General features: G+C 63.9%; 18 protein-coding genes. 10 read left to right on the top strand and 8 right to left on the bottom strand.

Annotated features, from left to right (window positions below):
* Nucleotides 1-32 precede the first annotated feature (32 nt).
* The 4 genes from hmuQ to NKH54_RS27190 all read right to left on the bottom strand — a co-directional run bounded on the left by hmuQ (nucleotide 33) and on the right by NKH54_RS27190 (nucleotide 4,089).
* Entirely contained in the window at nucleotides 33-347 is a 315-nt protein-coding gene (gene hmuQ, locus NKH54_RS27205; RefSeq protein WP_023688161.1) for a heme-degrading protein HmuQ, read from the bottom strand.
* Between the two features lie 55 nt (nucleotides 348-402).
* A complete protein-coding gene (locus NKH54_RS27200; RefSeq protein WP_245269758.1) occupies nucleotides 403-1,221 on the bottom strand; it encodes an energy transducer TonB family protein in 819 nt (272 codons plus the stop codon).
* Nucleotides 1,222-1,495: 274 nt separating this feature from the next.
* Nucleotides 1,496-1,930, bottom strand: coding sequence for a hypothetical protein (locus NKH54_RS27195; protein ID WP_023710743.1), 435 nt, complete (start codon nucleotides 1,928-1,930; stop codon nucleotides 1,496-1,498).
* A gap of 5 nt (nucleotides 1,931-1,935) precedes the next feature.
* The gene (locus NKH54_RS27190; protein WP_353029374.1) at nucleotides 1,936-4,089 is read right to left on the bottom strand and encodes a TonB-dependent hemoglobin/transferrin/lactoferrin family receptor; all 2,154 of its coding nucleotides are present in this window, start codon (nucleotides 4,087-4,089) and stop codon (nucleotides 1,936-1,938) included.
* A gap of 260 nt (nucleotides 4,090-4,349) precedes the next feature.
* Here NKH54_RS27190 and hemP point away from each other — a divergent pair, with 260 nt between their 5' ends.
* From hemP to NKH54_RS27165, 5 genes are read left to right on the top strand one after another with little or no spacing between them, the layout of a single operon-like run.
* Nucleotides 4,350-4,556, top strand: a complete 207-nt coding sequence (hemP, locus tag NKH54_RS27185) for a hemin uptake protein HemP (RefSeq protein WP_023673860.1) — start codon at nucleotides 4,350-4,352, stop codon at nucleotides 4,554-4,556.
* Nucleotides 4,557-4,605: 49 nt separating this feature from the next.
* The gene (locus NKH54_RS27180) at nucleotides 4,606-5,664 is read left to right on the top strand and encodes a hemin-degrading factor (protein ID WP_027050318.1); all 1,059 of its coding nucleotides are present in this window, start codon (nucleotides 4,606-4,608) and stop codon (nucleotides 5,662-5,664) included.
* Nucleotides 5,665-5,674: 10 nt separating this feature from the next.
* Nucleotides 5,675-6,556 (top strand): heme/hemin ABC transporter substrate-binding protein, encoded by an 882-nt coding sequence (locus NKH54_RS27175; RefSeq protein WP_027050319.1) that lies wholly within the window; start codon nucleotides 5,675-5,677, stop codon nucleotides 6,554-6,556.
* A gap of 4 nt (nucleotides 6,557-6,560) precedes the next feature.
* On the top strand, nucleotides 6,561-7,655 hold the full coding sequence (locus NKH54_RS27170) for a FecCD family ABC transporter permease (RefSeq protein WP_353029373.1): 1,095 nt from the start codon (nucleotides 6,561-6,563) through the stop codon (nucleotides 7,653-7,655).
* Between the two features lie 6 nt (nucleotides 7,656-7,661).
* Complete coding sequence (locus NKH54_RS27165; RefSeq protein ID WP_023707864.1) at nucleotides 7,662-8,450, top strand: heme ABC transporter ATP-binding protein; 789 nt, start codon at nucleotides 7,662-7,664, stop codon at nucleotides 8,448-8,450.
* A gap of 108 nt (nucleotides 8,451-8,558) precedes the next feature.
* Here the strand turns inward: NKH54_RS27165 and rirA are convergent, their stop codons facing one another.
* Nucleotides 8,559-9,020: an iron-responsive transcriptional regulator RirA gene (rirA, locus tag NKH54_RS27160; RefSeq protein WP_023672640.1), complete on the bottom strand. Its 462-nt coding sequence runs from the start codon at nucleotides 9,018-9,020 to the stop codon at nucleotides 8,559-8,561.
* 295 nt (nucleotides 9,021-9,315) lie between these two features.
* Between rirA and NKH54_RS27155 the strand changes: the two genes are divergently transcribed.
* The 3 genes from NKH54_RS27155 to NKH54_RS27145 all read left to right on the top strand — a co-directional run bounded on the left by NKH54_RS27155 (nucleotide 9,316) and on the right by NKH54_RS27145 (nucleotide 11,901).
* Nucleotides 9,316-10,611 (top strand): DUF445 domain-containing protein, encoded by a 1,296-nt coding sequence (locus NKH54_RS27155; protein ID WP_023733728.1) that lies wholly within the window; start codon nucleotides 9,316-9,318, stop codon nucleotides 10,609-10,611.
* Between the two features lie 209 nt (nucleotides 10,612-10,820).
* Nucleotides 10,821-11,243: a phasin family protein gene (locus NKH54_RS27150; RefSeq protein WP_023672638.1), complete on the top strand. Its 423-nt coding sequence runs from the start codon at nucleotides 10,821-10,823 to the stop codon at nucleotides 11,241-11,243.
* A gap of 160 nt (nucleotides 11,244-11,403) precedes the next feature.
* Entirely contained in the window at nucleotides 11,404-11,901 is a 498-nt protein-coding gene (locus tag NKH54_RS27145; protein WP_023681725.1) for a MaoC family dehydratase, read from the top strand.
* A 15-nt stretch (nucleotides 11,902-11,916) separates the two neighbouring features.
* Here NKH54_RS27145 and NKH54_RS27140 read toward each other — a convergent pair whose 3' ends face one another.
* A complete protein-coding gene (locus tag NKH54_RS27140) occupies nucleotides 11,917-13,386 on the bottom strand; it encodes an MFS transporter (RefSeq protein WP_353029372.1) in 1,470 nt (489 codons plus the stop codon).
* Nucleotides 13,387-13,517: 131 nt separating this feature from the next.
* Here NKH54_RS27140 and NKH54_RS27135 point away from each other — a divergent pair, with 131 nt between their 5' ends.
* A complete protein-coding gene (locus NKH54_RS27135; protein WP_023714388.1) occupies nucleotides 13,518-14,411 on the top strand; it encodes a LysR family transcriptional regulator in 894 nt (297 codons plus the stop codon).
* A gap of 4 nt (nucleotides 14,412-14,415) precedes the next feature.
* Here NKH54_RS27135 and NKH54_RS27130 read toward each other — a convergent pair whose 3' ends face one another.
* Nucleotides 14,416-15,834, bottom strand: a complete 1,419-nt coding sequence (locus NKH54_RS27130; RefSeq protein WP_023739060.1) for an aminotransferase-like domain-containing protein — start codon at nucleotides 15,832-15,834, stop codon at nucleotides 14,416-14,418.
* A gap of 106 nt (nucleotides 15,835-15,940) precedes the next feature.
* Here NKH54_RS27130 and NKH54_RS27125 point away from each other — a divergent pair, with 106 nt between their 5' ends.
* Nucleotides 15,941-16,804: a DMT family transporter gene (locus NKH54_RS27125; RefSeq protein ID WP_023672632.1), complete on the top strand. Its 864-nt coding sequence runs from the start codon at nucleotides 15,941-15,943 to the stop codon at nucleotides 16,802-16,804.
* A 28-nt stretch (nucleotides 16,805-16,832) separates the two neighbouring features.
* On the opposite strand, the gene NKH54_RS27120 is transcribed toward NKH54_RS27125, so the two are convergent.
* Nucleotides 16,833-17,873, bottom strand: a complete 1,041-nt coding sequence (locus NKH54_RS27120) for a zinc-dependent alcohol dehydrogenase family protein (protein WP_353029371.1) — start codon at nucleotides 17,871-17,873, stop codon at nucleotides 16,833-16,835.
* Nucleotides 17,874-17,887 lie beyond the last annotated feature (14 nt).

Raw genomic sequence — 17,887 nt, 5'->3', positions numbered from 1 at the left:
TCGTCAGATCTCGTCGACGGGTGAAATCTCAATCAGGCGCCTTCGACAACCGAAAAGCCTTCGAACTGCGGATGGCCGAGATAATGCACCTTCGAGGTGCCGGTGTTGCGATGGGCGGCGCGAAAATTCTCGGATTTGGTCCAGGCGACGAAATCCTCATGGCTTGCCCACACCGTGTGCGAGGCAAACAGCGTGTAACCCTCGGCCTCGTTGACCGGGCCGCGCAGCAAGTGGAATTCCCTGAAGCCTTCCATCTTCGAAAGGCTGGAATCGCGGTTCTTCCAGACATCCTCGAAGGCAGTCTCCGAGCCGTTCTGGACCTTGAAGCGGTTCATGGCGATGTACATTGGGCTTCCTCTTGAATTGGTGGACGACGACATTTGGCGAAGGTCTGCGAGCTGGTTAAAACGGACCGATCCGCGCCCTGAACACCCAACTTGATAATCCGGTCTCGGGTGGAATGGGCGGGAACGGGGCTTGCTGGCGCACCAGTTTCAAAGCGAACTGGTCTAGCTCGGCAGACCCTGAACTTTCGACAAGCTGCAAGTCGCTGACGCTGCCGTCGGCCATGACGACGAAATAGACCCTGGCATTGTTGCGAGCCTTGGCTTGAACCGCCTTCGAAACGTGGCGGTTGGCGCGGACAAGCTTGTTCTGAACTTCAACGCTGTAGCCGGATTCCATCGAATTGCCCGCCGCGCCCTGTTTTCCGCCTTTGCTGGCAACCGCCGTTGCCTCGCGCTCCTCGCCATCTGCCGTGCCGCCAGTCTCTCCCGGTATTGGTGCGCCTGATATTGATGTACTTGGCCTCGGGCTTGGGACTGGTGGCCTCGCGGTAGGCAATTCAACGGCAGGCTCATTGGCGGGAGACGCCTCCGAACTCTGCGTTTGAACCGGTGACGGTGCAGGCGTCTCACCCTCCGGGGCGACACTTTGATCATCCGGGATGGCAGCCGTCGGTGCATCCGGAGCGACGACTACCTGCTTGGCAGCTTCCGGCGCAGATTTGGGCGCCGCCGGCTCCTCTACGGCTTGAGGCGCCTCGGTTTGCGGCGTGGGTTGGACGGGGTTGGCCGGCTGAGGATCGGTTACCAGGGTAACATCCACTGCGTCGGGTACCGGGTTTTGCAAAGCGGTGCCGAGGACGTCTGCGCCTGATCGATCGGCGCCTTCGGCCTGTATTGCCTTTCCGGTATCGAATGTCCCGGCGGGTGCGACCATGAACGCCGCTGCGGCAGCGGCATGGAGCAGGCAGGACGCGACGATCGCCACAGTCCATTTGCGGTCCGCGGCCGCCGGCTGTACGAGCTCGTCCATTGTTATCGCCGGTTCGTTGCCAGCGTCGGGGAGGGGGGTGATGTCCTGCATGGTTCGCGGCGAGACCTGCCGCGAGCGCGGCGGGATTGTCAAATCAAGATCGGTTGCCGGCCATAACGGCGGAGCTGCGACGGGTCGTGTCGCATTGTCGTGCAGGAAGGCGGGATGCAGACCCATCTCAAACGCCGAATGCGATACCGGTCTTGGTCTGCGTCTTCAGGCCGCGCATGCAGGCGCCCGGTTCGACGCCGGCGCATTCGGTGGCGCTGTTGATCAGCACGCGGCTGAGTTTGGTGCAGTCGGTGCCGGCGAGGTCGAAGCGGATCACCTTGGTCTTGCCGGCCGGCAGGTCCTTGAAGTCGAGCACGCTCAGGCGGTCGACAATGCCGGCCTCGTTGAACAGCGCGATTTCGAATGCCGCCTTGGAAAGATCGGCGCCGAGCGCATTGTTGACGACGAAGGTCAGGCGGCAACCCTTTTCGGAGGGCTGCGCGGCATTGAGCTCGAGGCTGAGTTGCGGAGCCGGCGCGGACTGAGCCCACGCCGGCATCAAGCCAAGCGACATCGCCAGCGTCGAGGTCAGGAGCCGAAGCGATGCCGTCAAACTTGTCATGGGTGTCAGCCTCCAAAGCGCATGGTTGCGGCCAGCTTCAGCGTGATGCCGGGTTCATAGATGACGGCGGTGGTGCCGCCGTTCAGCGGGTTGGTGTATTTGACGTCGAACAAATTGTCGGCGCGGAAGTCCACCTTCAGATTGTCGGTGGCCTGGTAACTGGCGAAGGCGTTGACCAGAGTATAATCCTTGGCTACGGGGTTGCCCTTCGGCTTGCCGTTGTACTGCACCTCGCCGCCGACGGTCAGCTTGTCCTGAAGGAAGCGGAAGCCGAGCTGCCCGGTGACCTGCGAGGACGGGATGGTGGCAAGGTCGGCGCGCTCACCTTCATCGGAGATGGTGTGGCCGTTGGTGATCGAGGCGGAGAGCCCGGCATAACCCCAGGCGGCATCGTAGACGCTTTCCAGTTCGAAGCCGTTTATCTTGGCCTGGGCGACGTTCTGGTACTGGAAGCAGATCGGAATGCCGGGGCCGAACGGGCAGCCGCTGGTCGGGTCGAATGCCGACAGTGTGACGCCTTCGATGTAGTCGTCGACATCGTTGTGGAAGTAGGCGGCCTTGAGCCGGAACGCGTCGCCGGCCTCGATAAGGTCGTTCAGCTTGTAGTTGACGCCGAACTCGGTGGTCTTGCCGGTTTCAGGCCGCAGGTTTGGGTTGGGCAGGAACGGGAAGGTGACGCCTGCCGGATGGTTGCCGCTGATCAGCGTTTCGGTCAGCGAGGGTGAGCGATAGCCTTCGGCGTAGGTGCCATAGAACTGCAGGCCCGCCAGGCTGGCGCTTTCGAAGGGCGTGACACCAACGGTGATGCGCGGCGACAGACGATCACCTGACGTTCCATTGTCGGAATCCTCCAGGCTGTAATTGTCGTAACGCAGCCCGGCAATGACCTCGAGCCAGTCCCAGGTGAGCTTGTCCTGGATGTAGGCGCCCGAAACACTACGCTTGCCCGATGGGGTGTAGAAGCTGTCGCCGCCGGCGGTGCCGCCGGTCTCGACATCGTCACCCACCCAGTCGCCGCCATAGGTCAATTCGTGCGCAACACCGGCTGTTTCGAAGCGCGACGTGTTCCAGATGTCGACGCCGGCCGTGCCAACGTCGAAGGTCGAGGTCGAACCGACGGGCAGCAGCACGGGAAGGCCGGTCGACGGATCGAAGCGGTTCTGCGGGACCAGCGTGGCGAGGTCGAGATTGGTCTTGTTGTAGGAGGCGTTGATGTGGAGATCGAGCCAGCTCCTGGCGTCGTCAGTGATGTTGTAGCGGGCGGTGAAGGTGTTCGACTTCAGGTCGACGTCGTTGGCCGGCACGCCGCCGCTGGTTTCCGTCCAGCCGTCGCTCGAGCCGACCCAGCCGAGCTTCAATTCGCTGTTCTCGCTCGGGCGGATTGTGGTCTTGAGCAGGCCGCTCAGCACGTCGAAACCGGTACCGGCGACGGTGTCGCCGCTGCCATTCTTGTAGTCGCCGTAGTCGCGGTAGACGATGTTGCCCAGCACATCCAAATCGTCGTTGAATTTGTAGGCGCCGCTGGCGCTGGCGGTCCAGCCCTTGCCATTGCTTTCATAGCGTCCGGTGACGGAGCCCGCCCAGGTCTCACCGGGCTTCAAGAAGTCCTCAGCATCCTTGGTGTCGAAGAAGACGACACCGCCAATGGCGCCGGAGCCATAGGTGTTGGCGACCGGTCCGCGGATGACATCGACGGATTTGATGAGCTCGGGATCGACATAGAAGGTCGACTGCGTGCCGTGGTCGGAGCGCTGGAAATTCTGCCTGGCGCCGTCGACGATGACCGCGACGCGGCCGAAATCCTGCAGGCCGCGGATGTTGATGCTGGAACTGACGCGCCGTGCGTCGGCCTGCACGGCGACACCAGGCACACCGAGCAGCATTTCGTTCGGCGTCGTCGCCATGCGGCGGTCGAGCTGTTCCTGGTCGATATGGCTGGCCGAGGCCAGCGATTCGATTGCCGTCTCGCCGGTGCGGCTGATGACGAGGATCTTGTCCAGCAGGGTCGCGCCGGCGGGCGCCGGCTTGGTGTCCTCGGTTTTCCTGGCCTGGTCGGCCTGTTGCTGGTCGGGCTGAGCGGCTTGTTGGGCGCTGGCCGGCGGCGTCAGCAGCGCGGTCGCCGCCGCACCGGCAAGCAAAACTGCCACTGTCTTTGCCATAGGCCGATGCACCGGATCGGCGTTCGCCAGACCCAGTCGTCCACAATTTCCCAAGCCCATGCCCCAACTCCAAAATTCCAGGTTCGATGCTGGCTGGCTTGGCGCTCGCTGGCATTTTTCATTCTGTCCGGCGTCTTAAATGTTGACTCATTTAGTCCGGTATTGCACTGACTAATAAACATGATTATTCAAGTCAAGAAATGAATCGGCATTTTGCAACGCCTAGCCAGTTGCCCGGCACAGGAAAGGGATCGAAAGAGATGAACACCCACAATCCCAACGACTTCCGTTACCGCGTCCGCCGTTCCGAGGAGACGCCGACCCGCTTCGACCGGGTGCCGCTGGCGGTGCGGACGCTGTCCTCCAACACGCTGTTCCAGGGCGAGCACGAGATTGGCATCGAGCACCATGGCGCGCTCTATCGGCTGAAGATCACCCGCCAGGGCAAGCTCATCCTCAACAAGTGATGAAACAGCCAGGCAGGCCAAAACGCCAGGCAGGACAGGTAAGCAGGACATGGACCAGCGCGTAAAACCCGCACCGCATGAAATCCGGCGAGCGCGGGCAGACAATCCGAAAGCGCGCGAGCGCGATCTTGCCGCCGAGCTCGGTATTTCCGAAGCCGAACTGGTCGCCGCGCATTGCGGCGACGGTGTCGTGCGCGTCGAGCCCAGGGTCAACGATCTGCTGACCGGCCTCGATGCCGTTGGCGAAGTGATGGCACTGACCCGCAACGAAAGCGCGGTGCACGAGAAGATCGGGGTCTACGACAAGGTTGTCACAGGTGCGCACAATGCCATGGTACTGGGCGAAAACATCGACCTGCGTATCTTTCCAAAGGTCTGGGCGCATGGCTTTGCCGTCGAGAAGCGCGACGGCGGCGACATCCGCCGCAGCCTGCAATTCTTCGACGCGGCCGGCGATGCGGTGCACAAGGTGCATCTGCGGCCGGCGTCCAATCTCTATGCCTACCAGAAGCTCGTGGCCGCACTCGAATCGCCGAACCAGGAGGCGACTGTGTCTATCGCAGGCCTGGCCGACGACGACGCGGAGACGTCGGGCGTTGCCGCAGACACCGACGATCTGCGTGACCGCTGGAGCCGGCTGACCGACGTCCACCAGTTCTTTGGCATGTTGAAAACGCTGAAGCTCACCCGCCACCAGGCCGTGCGCATGGTCGGCCAGGACTATGCCTGGCTGCTCGACAATAACGCCATCGGCGCCATGTTCCACCATGCCGCCGCCGACGGCATGCCGATCATGTGTTTTGTCGGAAACCGAGGCTGCATCCAGATCCATTCCGGTCCCGTCAAGTCGATCAAGCCGATGGGGCCGTGGATCAACGTCATGGACGAGACGTTCCACCTGCATCTGCGCACCGACCACATCCAGGAGGTGTGGGCGGTGCGCAAACCGACCAAGGACGGTCATGTTACCTCGCTCGAAGCCTATGGCGCCGACGGCAAGATGATCATCCAGTTCTTCGGCAAGCGCCATGAAGGCGAGGGCGAGCGCGACGACTGGCGGTTCCTTGCCGAGAACCTGCCGCGCATTCCAAGCCCGACCGCAGCCTGAGGAAACGACGATGATTTCACTGTTCAGGACGCTTGCCGCGGCCATGGGCCTGTCGCTGTTTATTGCCGCCCCAGTGCCGGCCAGCGAGAACGTGGCCGTGTTTGCCGACACGTCGCGGATCGTGGCGATCGGCGGTTCGATCACCGAGATCGTCTACGCGCTTGGCGAGGAAGGTCATCTCGTCGCCCGCGATTCGACCAGCCGCTACCCCGCCGCCGCGGTCGCGCTGCCCGACGTCGGCTATATGCGCCAGCTGTCGCCGGAAGGCGTGTTGTCGGTCAATCCTTCGGGCATTCTGGCGCTGCATGGCAGTGGGCCGAAGGAAGCGGTCGATGTGCTGAAAAAGTCGAGCGTTCCGTTCATCGACGTGCCCGAGCATTACAGCCATGACGGCATCCTGGAAAAGATCCGCATCGTCGGCAAGGCGCTTGGCGTCGACGCCAAGGCCGAGACGCTGGTGGCTGAGACCGACGCCAAGCTGAAGGCGGCCGAGAAGCAGACGGCGTCGATCAAGCAGCGCAAGCGCATCCTGTTCGTGCTGTCGATCCAGGGCGGCAAGATCCTGGCCGCCGGCACCGACACCGCCGGTGATGGCATCATCAAGCTCGCCGGTGCGGTCAACGCCGTCGAAGGTTTTTCCGGCTACAAGCAGATGTCCGACGAGGCCATCGTAACCGCCAGGCCGGACGTGATCCTGGCGATGAAAAATGCCGGACCGCCGATTGCGGAGGCCGAGCTTTTCGCCATCCCGTCGATCACCTCGACGCCGGCGGGTGAAGGCCGCAAACTGATCCTGATGGATGGCAGCTATCTGCTCGGCTTCGGGCCGCGCACGGCCGATGCCATCCACCATCTCGCAGTCTCGCTCTATTGCAGCCAGGTCACGGACTGAGCCGATGGTGGATCAGTCGGTCGCCGGCGCGGCGCGCAAGATGGCCGAGGGCGATCGTTCCGGGCGCGCGCGCCTGGTTATTTTGCTCCTGTGCGTGGCCCTTGCCCTTTCGCTGTTCCTGTCTCTGAGGTCGGGCGCTTCCGATGCATCGGCCGTCGGTGTCATTCGTGACTGGCTAACCGGCGCCGTGCCGGCCGACGCCGCGCTTGGCGCCCGCGACCGGCTGATCGTCTACGACATCCGCATGCCGCGCGTGCTGCTCGGCGTGGTGATCGGTGCGGCGCTGGCCGTATCGGGCGCGGTCATGCAGGGCCTGTTTCGCAATCCGCTCGCCGATCCCGGCCTGATCGGCGTTTCAGCCGGTTCCAGCCTCGGCGCCGTCGCCGTCATCGTGCTCGGCACAACATGGCTGGCGCCGCTCACTTTGGCGCTCGGCGGCATGGCCTTGCCGCTCGCCGCTTTCTGCGGCGGCCTTGCGGTCACGCTGGTGCTCTACCGCGTCGCCACGCGGCAGGGGCGCACCTCGGTCGCCACCATGCTGCTTGCCGGCATTGCGCTCGCAGCCCTTGCCATGGCGCTGACCGGTATCCTGATTTTCATGGCCGACGACCGGCAGTTGCGCGACCTGACCTTCTGGCAGCTGGGCTCGCTTGGCGGCGCGACCTGGCCGAAGATCGCTTCCGTCGGGCCGATCATCGTGCTGGCGCTTGCGGCAATGCCGTTCCTGGCCAAAGGCCTCAACGCCCTGGCGCTCGGCGAGGCGACGGCCGGACATCTCGGCATCCCGGTACAGCGGCTGAAATACACCACGATCGTCGGCGTCTCGGCAGCGGTCGGCGCCTCTGTCGCAGTCAGCGGAGGCATCGGTTTTGTCGGCATCGTCGTGCCGCATCTCTTGCGGCTGCTGATCGGTCCGGACAATCGCTATCTCTTGCCGGCATCGGCGCTGCTCGGCGCCTCGATGCTGCTTCTTGCCGACGCAGTTGCCCGCGTCATCGTGGCGCCGGCCGAATTGCCAATCGGCATCGTCACGGCGATCGCCGGCGCGCCGTTCTTCCTCTGGATCCTGCTGCGCAAGCGCGGCGTAATCGACTTGTGAGGCGGCATGATCGAAGCACGCGATGTCTCGGTAGCGATCGGCGGCAAGCGCATTGTTGCCAATGTCGATTTCGTCGCGCGGCCGGGCGAAATTGCGGCAGTCGTCGGACCCAACGGCTCGGGCAAGACGACGTTTTTGAAGGCGTTGTCGGGCGATCTGGCGTTTGTGGGGACAGTGGCCGTCAACGGGCGCGATCTCACGGCGATGAGGCCGGTGGAGGCCGCCACTGTGCGTGCCGTGCTGCCGCAGGCCGCGACGCTGTCCTTTCCCTTCACGGTGCACGAAGTGGTCAGGCTCGGCCTTATCGGCGGCCGTTCCGGCGTTCTGCCGGGCGAAGATGATCGTCTGCCCGAGCGGGCGCTGGCGCGGGTCGACCTCGACGGCTTTGCCGGCCGCTTCTATCAGGAGCTTTCGGGCGGCGAACAACAGCGTGTGCAGCTGGCGCGCGTGCTGTGCCAGGTCTGGGCGCCGGTGCTGGACGGCAAGCCGCGCTATCTCTATCTCGACGAGCCGGTCTCCAGCCTTGATATCAAGCACCAGCTGATCATCATGAACATCGCCCGCGATTTCGCCCGGCGCGGCGGCGGTGTGATCGCCATCCTGCACGACCTCAATCTGACGGCCATGTATGCCGACCGGATTTTCGTGATGCATCGCGGCCGGCTCGCCGCCGACGGTTCACCGCAGGAGGTGCTGAGCGACGATCTGATCGAAAAGGTGTTCGATTGTCGGCTAAGGGTCGGTGTGTTGCCGGCGGCGAACATGCCGTTTGTCTTGCCGCAGTCAGCCGCCTAAAGCGCGTCGCGTTTGAACGAACTCAGGCGACGCGCTTTAGGTCTTTGTCTTTATGCATGTCGTTGTCTCAAAACCGGGGCCACTTTTGAGCGACATGCACTAGAAAACTCAGGCGGCCGGTGCTCGCTGGACCAGCATGTCGATGCCGAGCAAATGACGCACATTCGGGCGCGCCGCCACCATATCGGCGATGGTGTAGCGGGAGAGTACGGCAAAGAAGGCGTTGAGCGCCTCGCGCAGCGCCGAATTCAGCTGGCAGCTGTCGACCAGCGGGCATTCGGCGGCGTCGTTTTCGAAGCACTCGGCCATGGCGAAGCTCTCTTCGGTCACCCGTACGACGTCGAACAGGCTGATCTGCTCGGCGGGGCGGCCGATCCTCACGCCGCCATTCCTGCCGCGCACCGTCTCGACCAGGCCATGCTCGACCAGCGGCTGCAGGATCTTGAACAGGAAAAGCTCCGACACCGAATAGGCGGCCGCAATCTCGGGGATGCGGCTCAGGCGATCGTTGTTGGCGGCGCAATACATCAGGATGCGCATGGCGTAGTTGGTCTGGCGCGTCAGCCGCATTTAATTCCTCACCCGAGTGCTGGCGCGCTGGAACTGCACCAGATTTTAGATTGTGCTGGTGCGGCTTTCTCACCCGGAGTTTCGGATTCGCCCACACTGGCCTGATCGGAATATGGCCTATACCTTGGAACAATTCCAGACTGGGATTGCATGATAGATGAACATTCTTGTCAACTTTGCGTGCGAAACCGGCAATCCCCGGACGAAATCGGCCCATCCGATCATGCTACGGGCCCAAACACCCCCTAAATAGCCCATGCCAGATAGCCAAGAGATCGATGAGGAGCGGCGTATCATGTCCCAATCGGCTTCGTCCCTGGCGCCTGGCGGTTTTGATGCCGAGACGGGCGCCAAGCTTTTCGCGTTGCGGCGGACAAAGTTCCTCGCCACGGCTGCGCTGGTGCTTTGCGTCGTGGTTTTTGCCGTGGCCAAATCGTCCGAGGCCAAGTATCCGTGGCTGGGCTTCGTGGCGGCCTTCGCCGAGGCGGCGACCATTGGCGGCCTGGCCGACTGGTACGCGGTGGTGGCGCTGTTCAAGCGGCCGCTGGGCCTGCCGATCCCGCACACCGCCATCATCCCAGCGAACCAGAACCGCATCGCCGATAATCTGGGCCGCTTCATCGAGGTCAATTTTCTGGCGCCGGAGCCGGTGCGGGAAAAGCTGGCCGAGGTCGATTTTGCAGCACTCGTCGCCGACTGGCTGACTGACGCCGAACGCTCTGCCGGCCTGTCACGCTTCGTCGTACGGCTGGTCCCGCAGACGCTTGCGGCGATCGAGCAATCCGGCCTGCGCGGCTTCGTCACCAGCCGCATGCTGGAGCAGATCGACAAGGTGCCGCTGGCGCCGCTCGCGGCCGAATTGCTGTCGGCACTGACCGACGACCGCCGCCACCAGAAACTCTTCGACGAATTCACCAGGGTGATCGGCCGGTTCCTGAACGATGAAGAGGCGCTGGCGACCATGCGCGAGAAAATCCGCGAGGAATTGCCGTCGCTGTTCAACCTGTTCAGAGCCGACGCCTATCTGCTGAAGAAGATAGTCGCTTCCGCCGGTTCGCTGCTTGACGAGGTGCGGGCCGACCCCGACCATCCGATGCGCGCCGAATTCGACCGTTTCGCGCACAGCTTCATCGAGCGGCTCAGAACCTCGAAGCAATACGCCAAACGGGCCGAGAAGCTGAAGCGCGATTTCCTGGCGCGGCCGGAAGTGAAGTCGCTCGCCGGCGACATGTGGCAGAGCCTCAGCCTGTTCATCGAACAGGACGCCAAGGCGGAGAATTCGATTGTTCGCGCGCATCTCGCCAACATGTTCGTCGAGGTCGGCCGCCATCTCTCAGGCGATCCGCAGATCAGGGCCGACATGAACCAGGGCTTTGTCGTGGCGCTGTCGTCATTCGTCGAGAGCCAGAAGAGCGGTGTGTCGACGTTCATCGCCGATCAGGTCAAGCGCTGGGACCTTGCCCAGCTGACGAGGCTGATCGAGATGAACATCGGCAGGGACCTGCAATATATCCGCTTCAATGGCATGATTATCGGCGGCCTGGCCGGTCTCGTGCTCTACACGGCGGAGAGGCTGTTTCTCGCTGGCTGATGCTGCATTTGCCGCTGAATTGCTTGGGCGTCCGAATGGACACACGGCGCGCGAGTGCTATTGTCCAGAACAGAACAGTTCACCGTTTCAAGGAAACGGCGACCTGCTCTAACTCTTTGTTTTGACGCAATTCCTGACGGAAAACCGTTTCACACTTTTCCTGGAATTGCTCGAGGTTCAGCATTTGCGACAACTGGGGAGCACGAGCAATGGCCAAACAACCCGACTCCGATTCGTTCCTGGACATGTTCAGCCGGTTCGGCCGTGACCTGAAGGTGCCGAATGTCGAGGCGATCCTCGCGCATCACCGCAAGAACCTCGAGGCGCTGGAAAGATCGGCGCGGGCGGGAGCTGCCGGCGCGACCTCATTGTTGTCCAGACAGCGCGAGATGCTGCAGGACACGCTGCGTGAAGTCAGCGACATGGCGCAGAGCTACAAGGCGCCGGGCAATCCCCAGGAACTGATGACAAAACAGGCGGAGTTCGCCAGGAAATCCTTCGAAGCCGCCCTGAAAAATGCCGGCGAAGTGGCCGAGCTGGTCAAGAAATCCGGCACCGAATCGATCGAAATCCTGCGCAGCCGCATCAAGGAAGCGATGGAGGAAATCCGCTCGGGCTATGACAAGAAGTGACTCTCAACGCAACCATGAGAGGAGTGGGCCGGTTGCGGCGCATGAGCATGGACGAGGGACGCTGTTTGGCGGAAAATGGCGGAACGGAATCGCAACGGGCGAATTGACAGGAGCCGTCCGTTCGTGGTCCGAGGCACTGGGAGCCACCGGGAAAGCAGGAATGACGGAACTACGGCCGAAAACGCCGCCGACCTTCGAGCAGTTAAGGGCGATGGCCGGGCAGGAGCTCGGCGTGTCGGAATGGACGACCGTCGACCAGAACCGCATCAACCAGTTTGCCGAATGCACAGGCGACCATCAGTGGATCCACGTCGATCCGGAGCGGGCGAAGCGGCAGAGCCCATTTCGAACCACGATCGCGCATGGCTATCTGACGCTGTCGATCATCGGCGCGCTGGCGCTGGGCATGGGCATCGTCCCCGAAAACACGCAAGCCGCCTTCAATTACGGCTTCGACAAGGTGCGGTTCCTGGCGCCCGTCAGGGTCGGCGCACGCATCCGGCTGCGCACGACGCTGTTGTCGGTGGAGGACAAGGGGCCGGGCCAGTATCTGATGAAGGCCGCCAATACGGTCGAGATCGAGGGCGAACAGAGGCCGGCGCTGACCGCCGAAACGCTGGTCATGCTTTATGAGCGGCGCAAGCGGGCGGGAGCGTAAGCTCCCTATCTTCGGTCATGATGGCTGTTGCCGCACCGACAGCCTGCCGCCGGCGCGGGTCGAGAGCAGTGCCAGCAACAGCGCAGCCACCGCCAGGACCGTTGCCGTCTGAAAGGTAACCTGCATGCCGTGCGCGGCTGCCGCTGAGGTCAGCATGTCCTGGCTTTGCCGTTCTCCCGTCGAGGCAGCCGCAAAAATGGCGCCCATAAGCGATGCGCCGGTGATCAGGCCGAGATTGCGCGACAGATTGAGCAGGCCGGACACCACGCCGCGCTCGCCGGCAGCGACACCGCTCATGACGGCGGCATTGTTGGATGTCTGGAACAGGGCGTACCCGAAGCAGGTGACGGCGATCGGCACGATATAGCTGGCAATGCCGAGTTTTGTTGCGGCGAGCGACAACAATGAGGTTCCGACGGCAAGACTGAACAGTCCGACGGCCATCATCCTGTGCGCGCCGAAGCGATCGGTGAGGCGGCCGGCGACGAGCGCCGAGAGCGCGGAGACCAGCGGACCTGTCGACAGGACCACGCCGACCATCGCAGCACTGAGCCGCAGCGCTCGCGACAGATAGAATGGAGCGACCACCAGGGTCGCCATCATCACTGTGGCGACGACGAGGTTCGTGGCGAGGCTGGCGCTGAGCCGGATGTCGTACAACCGGGCAAGCCGGATCAAGGGATTCTTCGCCCTCTTCTCCGCGACGCCGAACAGAACGACGCCGATGCCGGCGGCAACCAGCAGGCCGGTGTTGAGGGCGCCGAAATGGCCGTGGCCGAGCGTCATGGCCAGTGCATAGGCGGCGAGCGTCAGGCCTAGCAAGACCGTCCCGATCGCGTCGAACCCGCCTTGAACGCCCGCAGCCTTGCCGCGGGCAGGCAGGGCCAGCCAGGCGAGGGCAAAGGTCAGGAGGCCGAGCGGCACATTGACGAGGAAGAGCGCCCGCCAGCCAAAGCCGGCGATCAGCAAGCCGCCGAGCGAGGGTCCGAGCGTCGTGCCGATCGCCGACATGGCGCCGAGCAGGCCCATGGCGCTGCCGGTTCTCTCCTTGGTCACGGTCTCCGCGACAAAGGCCAGCGTCAACGCCATCATCAGCGCGGCACCCAGCCCTTGCACGGCGCGCGCCGCAATCAGCAGCCAGAGCGTCGGCGCCAGGCCGCAGAGCACCGAGGCCAGTGTGAACAGCGCGATGCCGCCGAGCAGCAACGGCCGGCGGCCGACCATATCGGCCAGCCGGCCGGCGCTGACGATCAGGGCCGTGATGGCGAGCAGATAGGCGAGAACCACCCATTGCACGGACTGGAACGGCGCACCGAACGCCTGCATGAGGGAAGGCAGTCCGACGCTGGCAATGCTGGTTCCAAGCGACGACAGCAGCGTGGCGAGCGACAGGCTGGCCAATGCCAAGACAGGAGAGTGGGCCAGGCCTGCGGACCGGGTGTTCTGCGGCGCCGATGCGCACTCGTTCTGCTCGGCAGTTGCCATGGCGATTTCCTCCTTGTCAGTCCCGCAACCGGACCTGTCGGAGATCTAGTCGTCAGGGTGGAATGGCGGAAGGCGCAGCATTTGCATCTTAATCGTGCACCAAACGCCATGGCATGTGCTACAATCCGCCAATGACATCGCCCGACCTCAATCTGCTGTTCGCTCTCGACGTCCTGCTGACCGAAGGTAGCGTGGCTCGCGCGGCAACCCGGCTGCGGCTCAGCCCTTCGGCGATGAGTCGCACCCTGGCGCGACTGCGCGAAGCGACCGGCGACCCGCTGCTGGTTCGGGCCGGTCGAGGCCTTGTGCCGACGCCGCGCGCGGAGGCATTGCGGCAGCAGACCGGCCGTGTCGTCCAGGAAGCAGAAACGTTGCTGCGCCCTGCCAGGCCTCTCGATCTCGCGAAGCTGAACCAGATCTTCACGCTGCGCACCAATGAAGGGTTCGTCGAGGAGTTCGGGCCGCGTCTTGTCGCTCGCATCCAGGCCGAGGCGCCGGGCGTGCGGCTGCGATTTGCGCCGAAAGCCGACAAGGATGTCGCCTCGTTGCGCGACGCAGCGATCGATCTGGAAATCGGCGTTGCCGGCGAGACCGGACCTGAAGTGCTGATACAGGCGCTGTTCCGTGACCGGTTCGTCGGCGCCGTAGGAGCCGGCCATCCCTTGAGCGAAGGCGCGGTGACGCCTGAACGCTACGCGGCCGGCCGCCACATCAGCGTTTCACGGCGGGGTCGGGAAAGAGGGCCGATCGATCAGACTTTGGCGCTGCTCGGCCTGCAGCGAACCGTGGCGTGCATGGTCTCCGGCTTTTCGGCTGCACTCGCCATGGCGCGCGCTTCGGACCTTATTGCCAGCGTGCCCGAACGGCACACGCAAGGCGCACGCGCCGGCATGGTCAGCTTTCCGCTGCCGGTCGCCACGGTGGAGGTCACCATCTCGATGCTCTGGCATCCACGGCTCGATGCCGATCCGGCGCAACGCTGGCTGCGAGATTGCGTTCGGAAGGTCTGCGCGGCCTCCCGCTGAGCGCTCAGCGCGCCATTGCCGCCTTGAGCACCCTGAAAATCCGCTCGTCCTGGCACTGGGCAACGTTGAAGCGCAGGAACCGGCTGGCGGTTCCCGACAGGCTGAATGCATTGCCGGGCGCCAGCACGATGTTGTCGGCCAATGCACGGCGAGCAATTTCAGCCGCATCCACGCCATCCGGCAGGCTGCACCACAGGAACAAGCCGGCCGGTTGGTCGATCCAGGGCGTGATGCCGATCGCCTTCAGGCGCGCGCCCGTCTCACCCATGGCGCGGGAAAGCCGCGCGCGCAGCAATTCCATGTGCTTGCGGTAGCTGCCGTCCCTAAGCAGCGTCAGCACCAGTTCGGCCGCCAGCCGGCCGCCGCCGAAGGTGGTGGCAATCTTGAGGTCGGTGAGTTGCTCGATCCAGTCGCGCGGTGCCGCGATGAAGCCGCAGCGAACCGACGCCGATAGCGTCTTGGAGAAGCTGCCGATATGGACGACGCGGTTGAGGCCGTCGAACGCCGCCAGCCGAGGCGCTGGGCTGTGCTCGAAATCGGCGAAGATGTCGTCCTCGACGATGGTCAGGTCCGACTGGTCGGCGAGCTTCAGCAGCCGGTGCGCGGTGACCGGCGACAGGATCGCGCCGGTCGGGTTGTGGATGGCGGAATTGGTGATGTAGAGGCGCGGCCTGTGCTCGGCGAGCGCCTGCGCGAACAGCTCGATATCAGGCCCCGATGGCGTGTAGGGCACGCTGACGACCTTGGCGCGGTGGGCGCGCAGCAGCGCGTGAAAATTGAAATAGCAGGGGTCGTCGACTAGCACGGTATCGCCCGGTTCGATCAGGAAGCGGCACAGAAGATCGATGGCCTGCGTGCCCGATTCGGTCAGCATGATCTGTTCGGGCGAGACCTCGATGCCATGGCCAGCCATGCGCCGCGCGAGCAATTGCCTGAGCGGCGGCAGGCCGAGCGGCGTGCCGTAATCGGCTAGGTCGACATCGTCGGCGCGCGCCACGGTGCGCAGCGCCCGGCGCAAGGCCCCCTGCGGCATCCATGAGGCCGGCATCCAGCCGCAGCCGGGTTTCAGCATCTCGTCGCCGGCTTCCAGCGACTGGCGCGAGACCCACAGCGGATCGACAGCGCGGTCGAGCCGCGGGCCTATCTCGGCCAGCGACAGTGGCGCCAGCGATCCGGCGGCATAGAAACCCGAGCCCGGCCGTGAGCGTATCGCGCCTTCGGCAGCGAGCCGCTCATAGGCTTCGACCACGGTCGACTTGGACACCTGCATGGCCTTGGCAAAGGCGCGGATCGAAGGTAGCCGCGCGCCTGGCGTCAGGCTGCGCGCCGATATCCGCTGGCGGATGGTCGCCATGACAGTTTCCACAAGCGTGGTCGCGACAGGAGGGTGCGCATTGCCGGTTTCCAAAATGAGTTCGGTCATCTGTATTGCTCTGATAGCCATTACAGTTTTGCGGAATTGTACTGCATTGTCTCTGGCTGCACCATAGGCACTTGCCCGATAGAGGGCGAAAGCAATGGAGCCTGGAATGGACAAAACCGCGAGCGGCTGGATGAACGGATTCATCGGCGTGCTGATCTTCTCAGGCTCGCTGCCGGCAACGCGCGTGGCCGTGGCCGATTTCGATCCGATATTCCTGACTTCGGCCCGCGCCGCGATTGCCGGACTTCTCGGTCTCGCCATGCTGATGCTGTTTCGGCAGAAACGCCCGGAGCGCGGCGATTTTCTGTCGCTGGTGATCGTCGCCCTTGGCGTGGTTGTCGGCTTTCCCTTGCTCACCGCGCTGGCGCTGAAGCACGTCACCTCCGCCCATTCCATCATCTTCGTCGGCCTGCTGCCGCTGGCCACCGCGATCTTCGGCGTGCTGCGCGGTGGCGAGCGTCCGCGCCCGGCCTTCTGGCTGTTTTCCTGCATCGGCAGCGCGCTGGTCGCCGGTTTTGCCCTGATGCAAGGCGTGACGGCCTCACCTGTCGGCGACGGCCTGATGCTGGCCGCCATCATCGTCTGCGGCCTGGGCTATGCCGAGGGGGCGGCATTGTCGCGCAGGCTGGGCGGCTGGCAGGTGATCTGCTGGGCGCTGGCGATCTCGCTTCCGATCATGCTGGTGCTGACGTTCGCGACGCTGCCGTCGTCCTTCGCCGGCGTCGGCTCCGGCGCCTGGATGGGTCTCGCCTATGTCTCGCTGTTCAGCATGCTGATCGGCTTCGTGTTCTGGTACCGCGGCCTCGCCCAAGGCGGCATCGCTGCCGTCGGGCAGTTGCAGCTACTGCAGCCCTTTTTCGGCCTGGCGCTGGCAGCGTCTCTGCTGCACGAGCAGGTCAGCCCGCTGATGATTGTTGTCACGCTCGGCGTGGTGGCCTGCGTGTTCGGGGCGAAGAAATTTGCACGCTAGGAGTTTGGTGGTGGAGGGCGACTCCGCCCTAGAACTTCGTCACCACCCCAATGCCAATCCCCTCGAACCCGCCCATCGCCATCAGCGCCGCCGGCGCCTCATCAAGGCTGATCTTGTTGCCGACCAGCAGTTCGGGCTTGAGCTTGCCGGTGCGGATCATCTCCATCATGGCGGGGTAGCGGTAGGCCTGCATGCCGTGGCTGCCGAGGATTTCCAGCTCGAAGGCGATCACCTTGTCCATCGGCACTTGCGGGCGGGCATGTTCGCCCAGCATCAGGCCGACCTGCACGTGGCGGCCGCGCCGGCGCAGATTGGCAATCGAGTTGAAGGATGTCGTGGGGTGGCCGAGCGCGTCCATAGACATATGCGCCCCGCCATTGGTGATCTGCTTGACCGCCTTGACCACGTTCGGCGTGGTCGAGGCGTTGATGGTCGCCACCGCGCCGATCTTCCTGGCAAACTCCAGCTTCTCGTCGGTGAGGTCGATGGCGATGACATTGGCGCCCATGGAGCTGGCGATCATGATCGCCGACAGCCCGACGCCGCCGCAGCCATGCACCGCCACCCATTCGCCCGGCTTCACCCGGCCCTGGTCGACAATGGCGCGAAACGAGGTGACGAAGCGGCAGCCAAGGCTGGCAGCGGTGGCGAATTCCATCTCCTCGGGCAGCCGCACGAGGTTGGTGTCGGCATGGTCGATGGCGACATATTCGGCGAACGAGCCCCAGGCCGTGAAGCCGGGCTGCGTCTGGTGCTCGCAGACCTGGTGGTTGCCGGATGTGCATTCGAAGCAGCGGCCGCAGCCGACAGCGAAGGGCACGGTGACACGTTCGCCGGCCTTCCAGCGGGTCACCCGCTTGCCGGCGGCAACGACGACGCCCGCCAGTTCGTGGCCCGGAACATGCGGTAGCGTGATGCCCTCGTCATGGCCCATCCAGCCATGCCAGTCGCTGCGGCACAGCCCCGTCGCCTCGACCTTGATAACGACGCCTTCCGGCGCCGGCTTCGGATCGGGAACGGTCTGGATCGTCGGCGCTTCGCCAAATTTTTCGAAGACGACGGCTTTCATCGGCAACTCTCCGT

Source organism: Mesorhizobium sp. M1004 (genome assembly GCF_040318795.1).
GTDB lineage: Bacteria > Pseudomonadota > Alphaproteobacteria > Rhizobiales > Rhizobiaceae > Mesorhizobium.
Note: the sequence above shows the minus strand (reverse complement) of the source record. Positions and strands in the feature narration are given on the sequence as shown.

What these genes read in the sequence shown, in the direction of transcription:
- hemP (WP_023673860.1), top strand. Translation starts at nt 4,350, where the DNA reads ATGAACACCCACAATCCCAACGACTTCCGTTACCGCGTCCGCCGTTCC.
- NKH54_RS27165 (WP_023707864.1), top strand. Translation starts at nt 7,662, where the DNA reads ATGATCGAAGCACGCGATGTCTCGGTAGCGATCGGCGGCAAGCGCATT.
- NKH54_RS27195 (WP_023710743.1), bottom strand. Translation starts at nt 1,930, where the DNA reads ATGACAAGTTTGACGGCATCGCTTCGGCTCCTGACCTCGACGCTGGCG.
- rirA (WP_023672640.1), bottom strand. Translation starts at nt 9,020, where the DNA reads ATGCGGCTGACGCGCCAGACCAACTACGCCATGCGCATCCTGATGTAT.
- NKH54_RS27140 (WP_353029372.1), bottom strand. Translation starts at nt 13,386, where the DNA reads ATGGCAACTGCCGAGCAGAACGAGTGCGCATCGGCGCCGCAGAACACC.
- NKH54_RS27120 (WP_353029371.1), bottom strand. Translation starts at nt 17,873, where the DNA reads ATGAAAGCCGTCGTCTTCGAAAAATTTGGCGAAGCGCCGACGATCCAG.
- NKH54_RS27130 (WP_023739060.1), bottom strand. Translation starts at nt 15,834, where the DNA reads ATGACCGAACTCATTTTGGAAACCGGCAATGCGCACCCTCCTGTCGCG.
- NKH54_RS27150 (WP_023672638.1), top strand. Translation starts at nt 10,821, where the DNA reads ATGGCCAAACAACCCGACTCCGATTCGTTCCTGGACATGTTCAGCCGG.
- NKH54_RS27170 (WP_353029373.1), top strand. Translation starts at nt 6,561, where the DNA reads ATGGTGGATCAGTCGGTCGCCGGCGCGGCGCGCAAGATGGCCGAGGGC.
- NKH54_RS27155 (WP_023733728.1), top strand. Translation starts at nt 9,316, where the DNA reads ATGTCCCAATCGGCTTCGTCCCTGGCGCCTGGCGGTTTTGATGCCGAG.
- NKH54_RS27180 (WP_027050318.1), top strand. Translation starts at nt 4,606, where the DNA reads ATGGACCAGCGCGTAAAACCCGCACCGCATGAAATCCGGCGAGCGCGG.
- hmuQ (WP_023688161.1), bottom strand. Translation starts at nt 347, where the DNA reads ATGTACATCGCCATGAACCGCTTCAAGGTCCAGAACGGCTCGGAGACT.
- NKH54_RS27145 (WP_023681725.1), top strand. Translation starts at nt 11,404, where the DNA reads ATGACGGAACTACGGCCGAAAACGCCGCCGACCTTCGAGCAGTTAAGG.
- NKH54_RS27125 (WP_023672632.1), top strand. Translation starts at nt 15,941, where the DNA reads ATGGACAAAACCGCGAGCGGCTGGATGAACGGATTCATCGGCGTGCTG.
- NKH54_RS27135 (WP_023714388.1), top strand. Translation starts at nt 13,518, where the DNA reads ATGACATCGCCCGACCTCAATCTGCTGTTCGCTCTCGACGTCCTGCTG.
- NKH54_RS27175 (WP_027050319.1), top strand. Translation starts at nt 5,675, where the DNA reads ATGATTTCACTGTTCAGGACGCTTGCCGCGGCCATGGGCCTGTCGCTG.
- NKH54_RS27200 (WP_245269758.1), bottom strand. Translation starts at nt 1,221, where the DNA reads ATGGTCGCACCCGCCGGGACATTCGATACCGGAAAGGCAATACAGGCC.
- NKH54_RS27190 (WP_353029374.1), bottom strand. Translation starts at nt 4,089, where the DNA reads ATGGCAAAGACAGTGGCAGTTTTGCTTGCCGGTGCGGCGGCGACCGCG.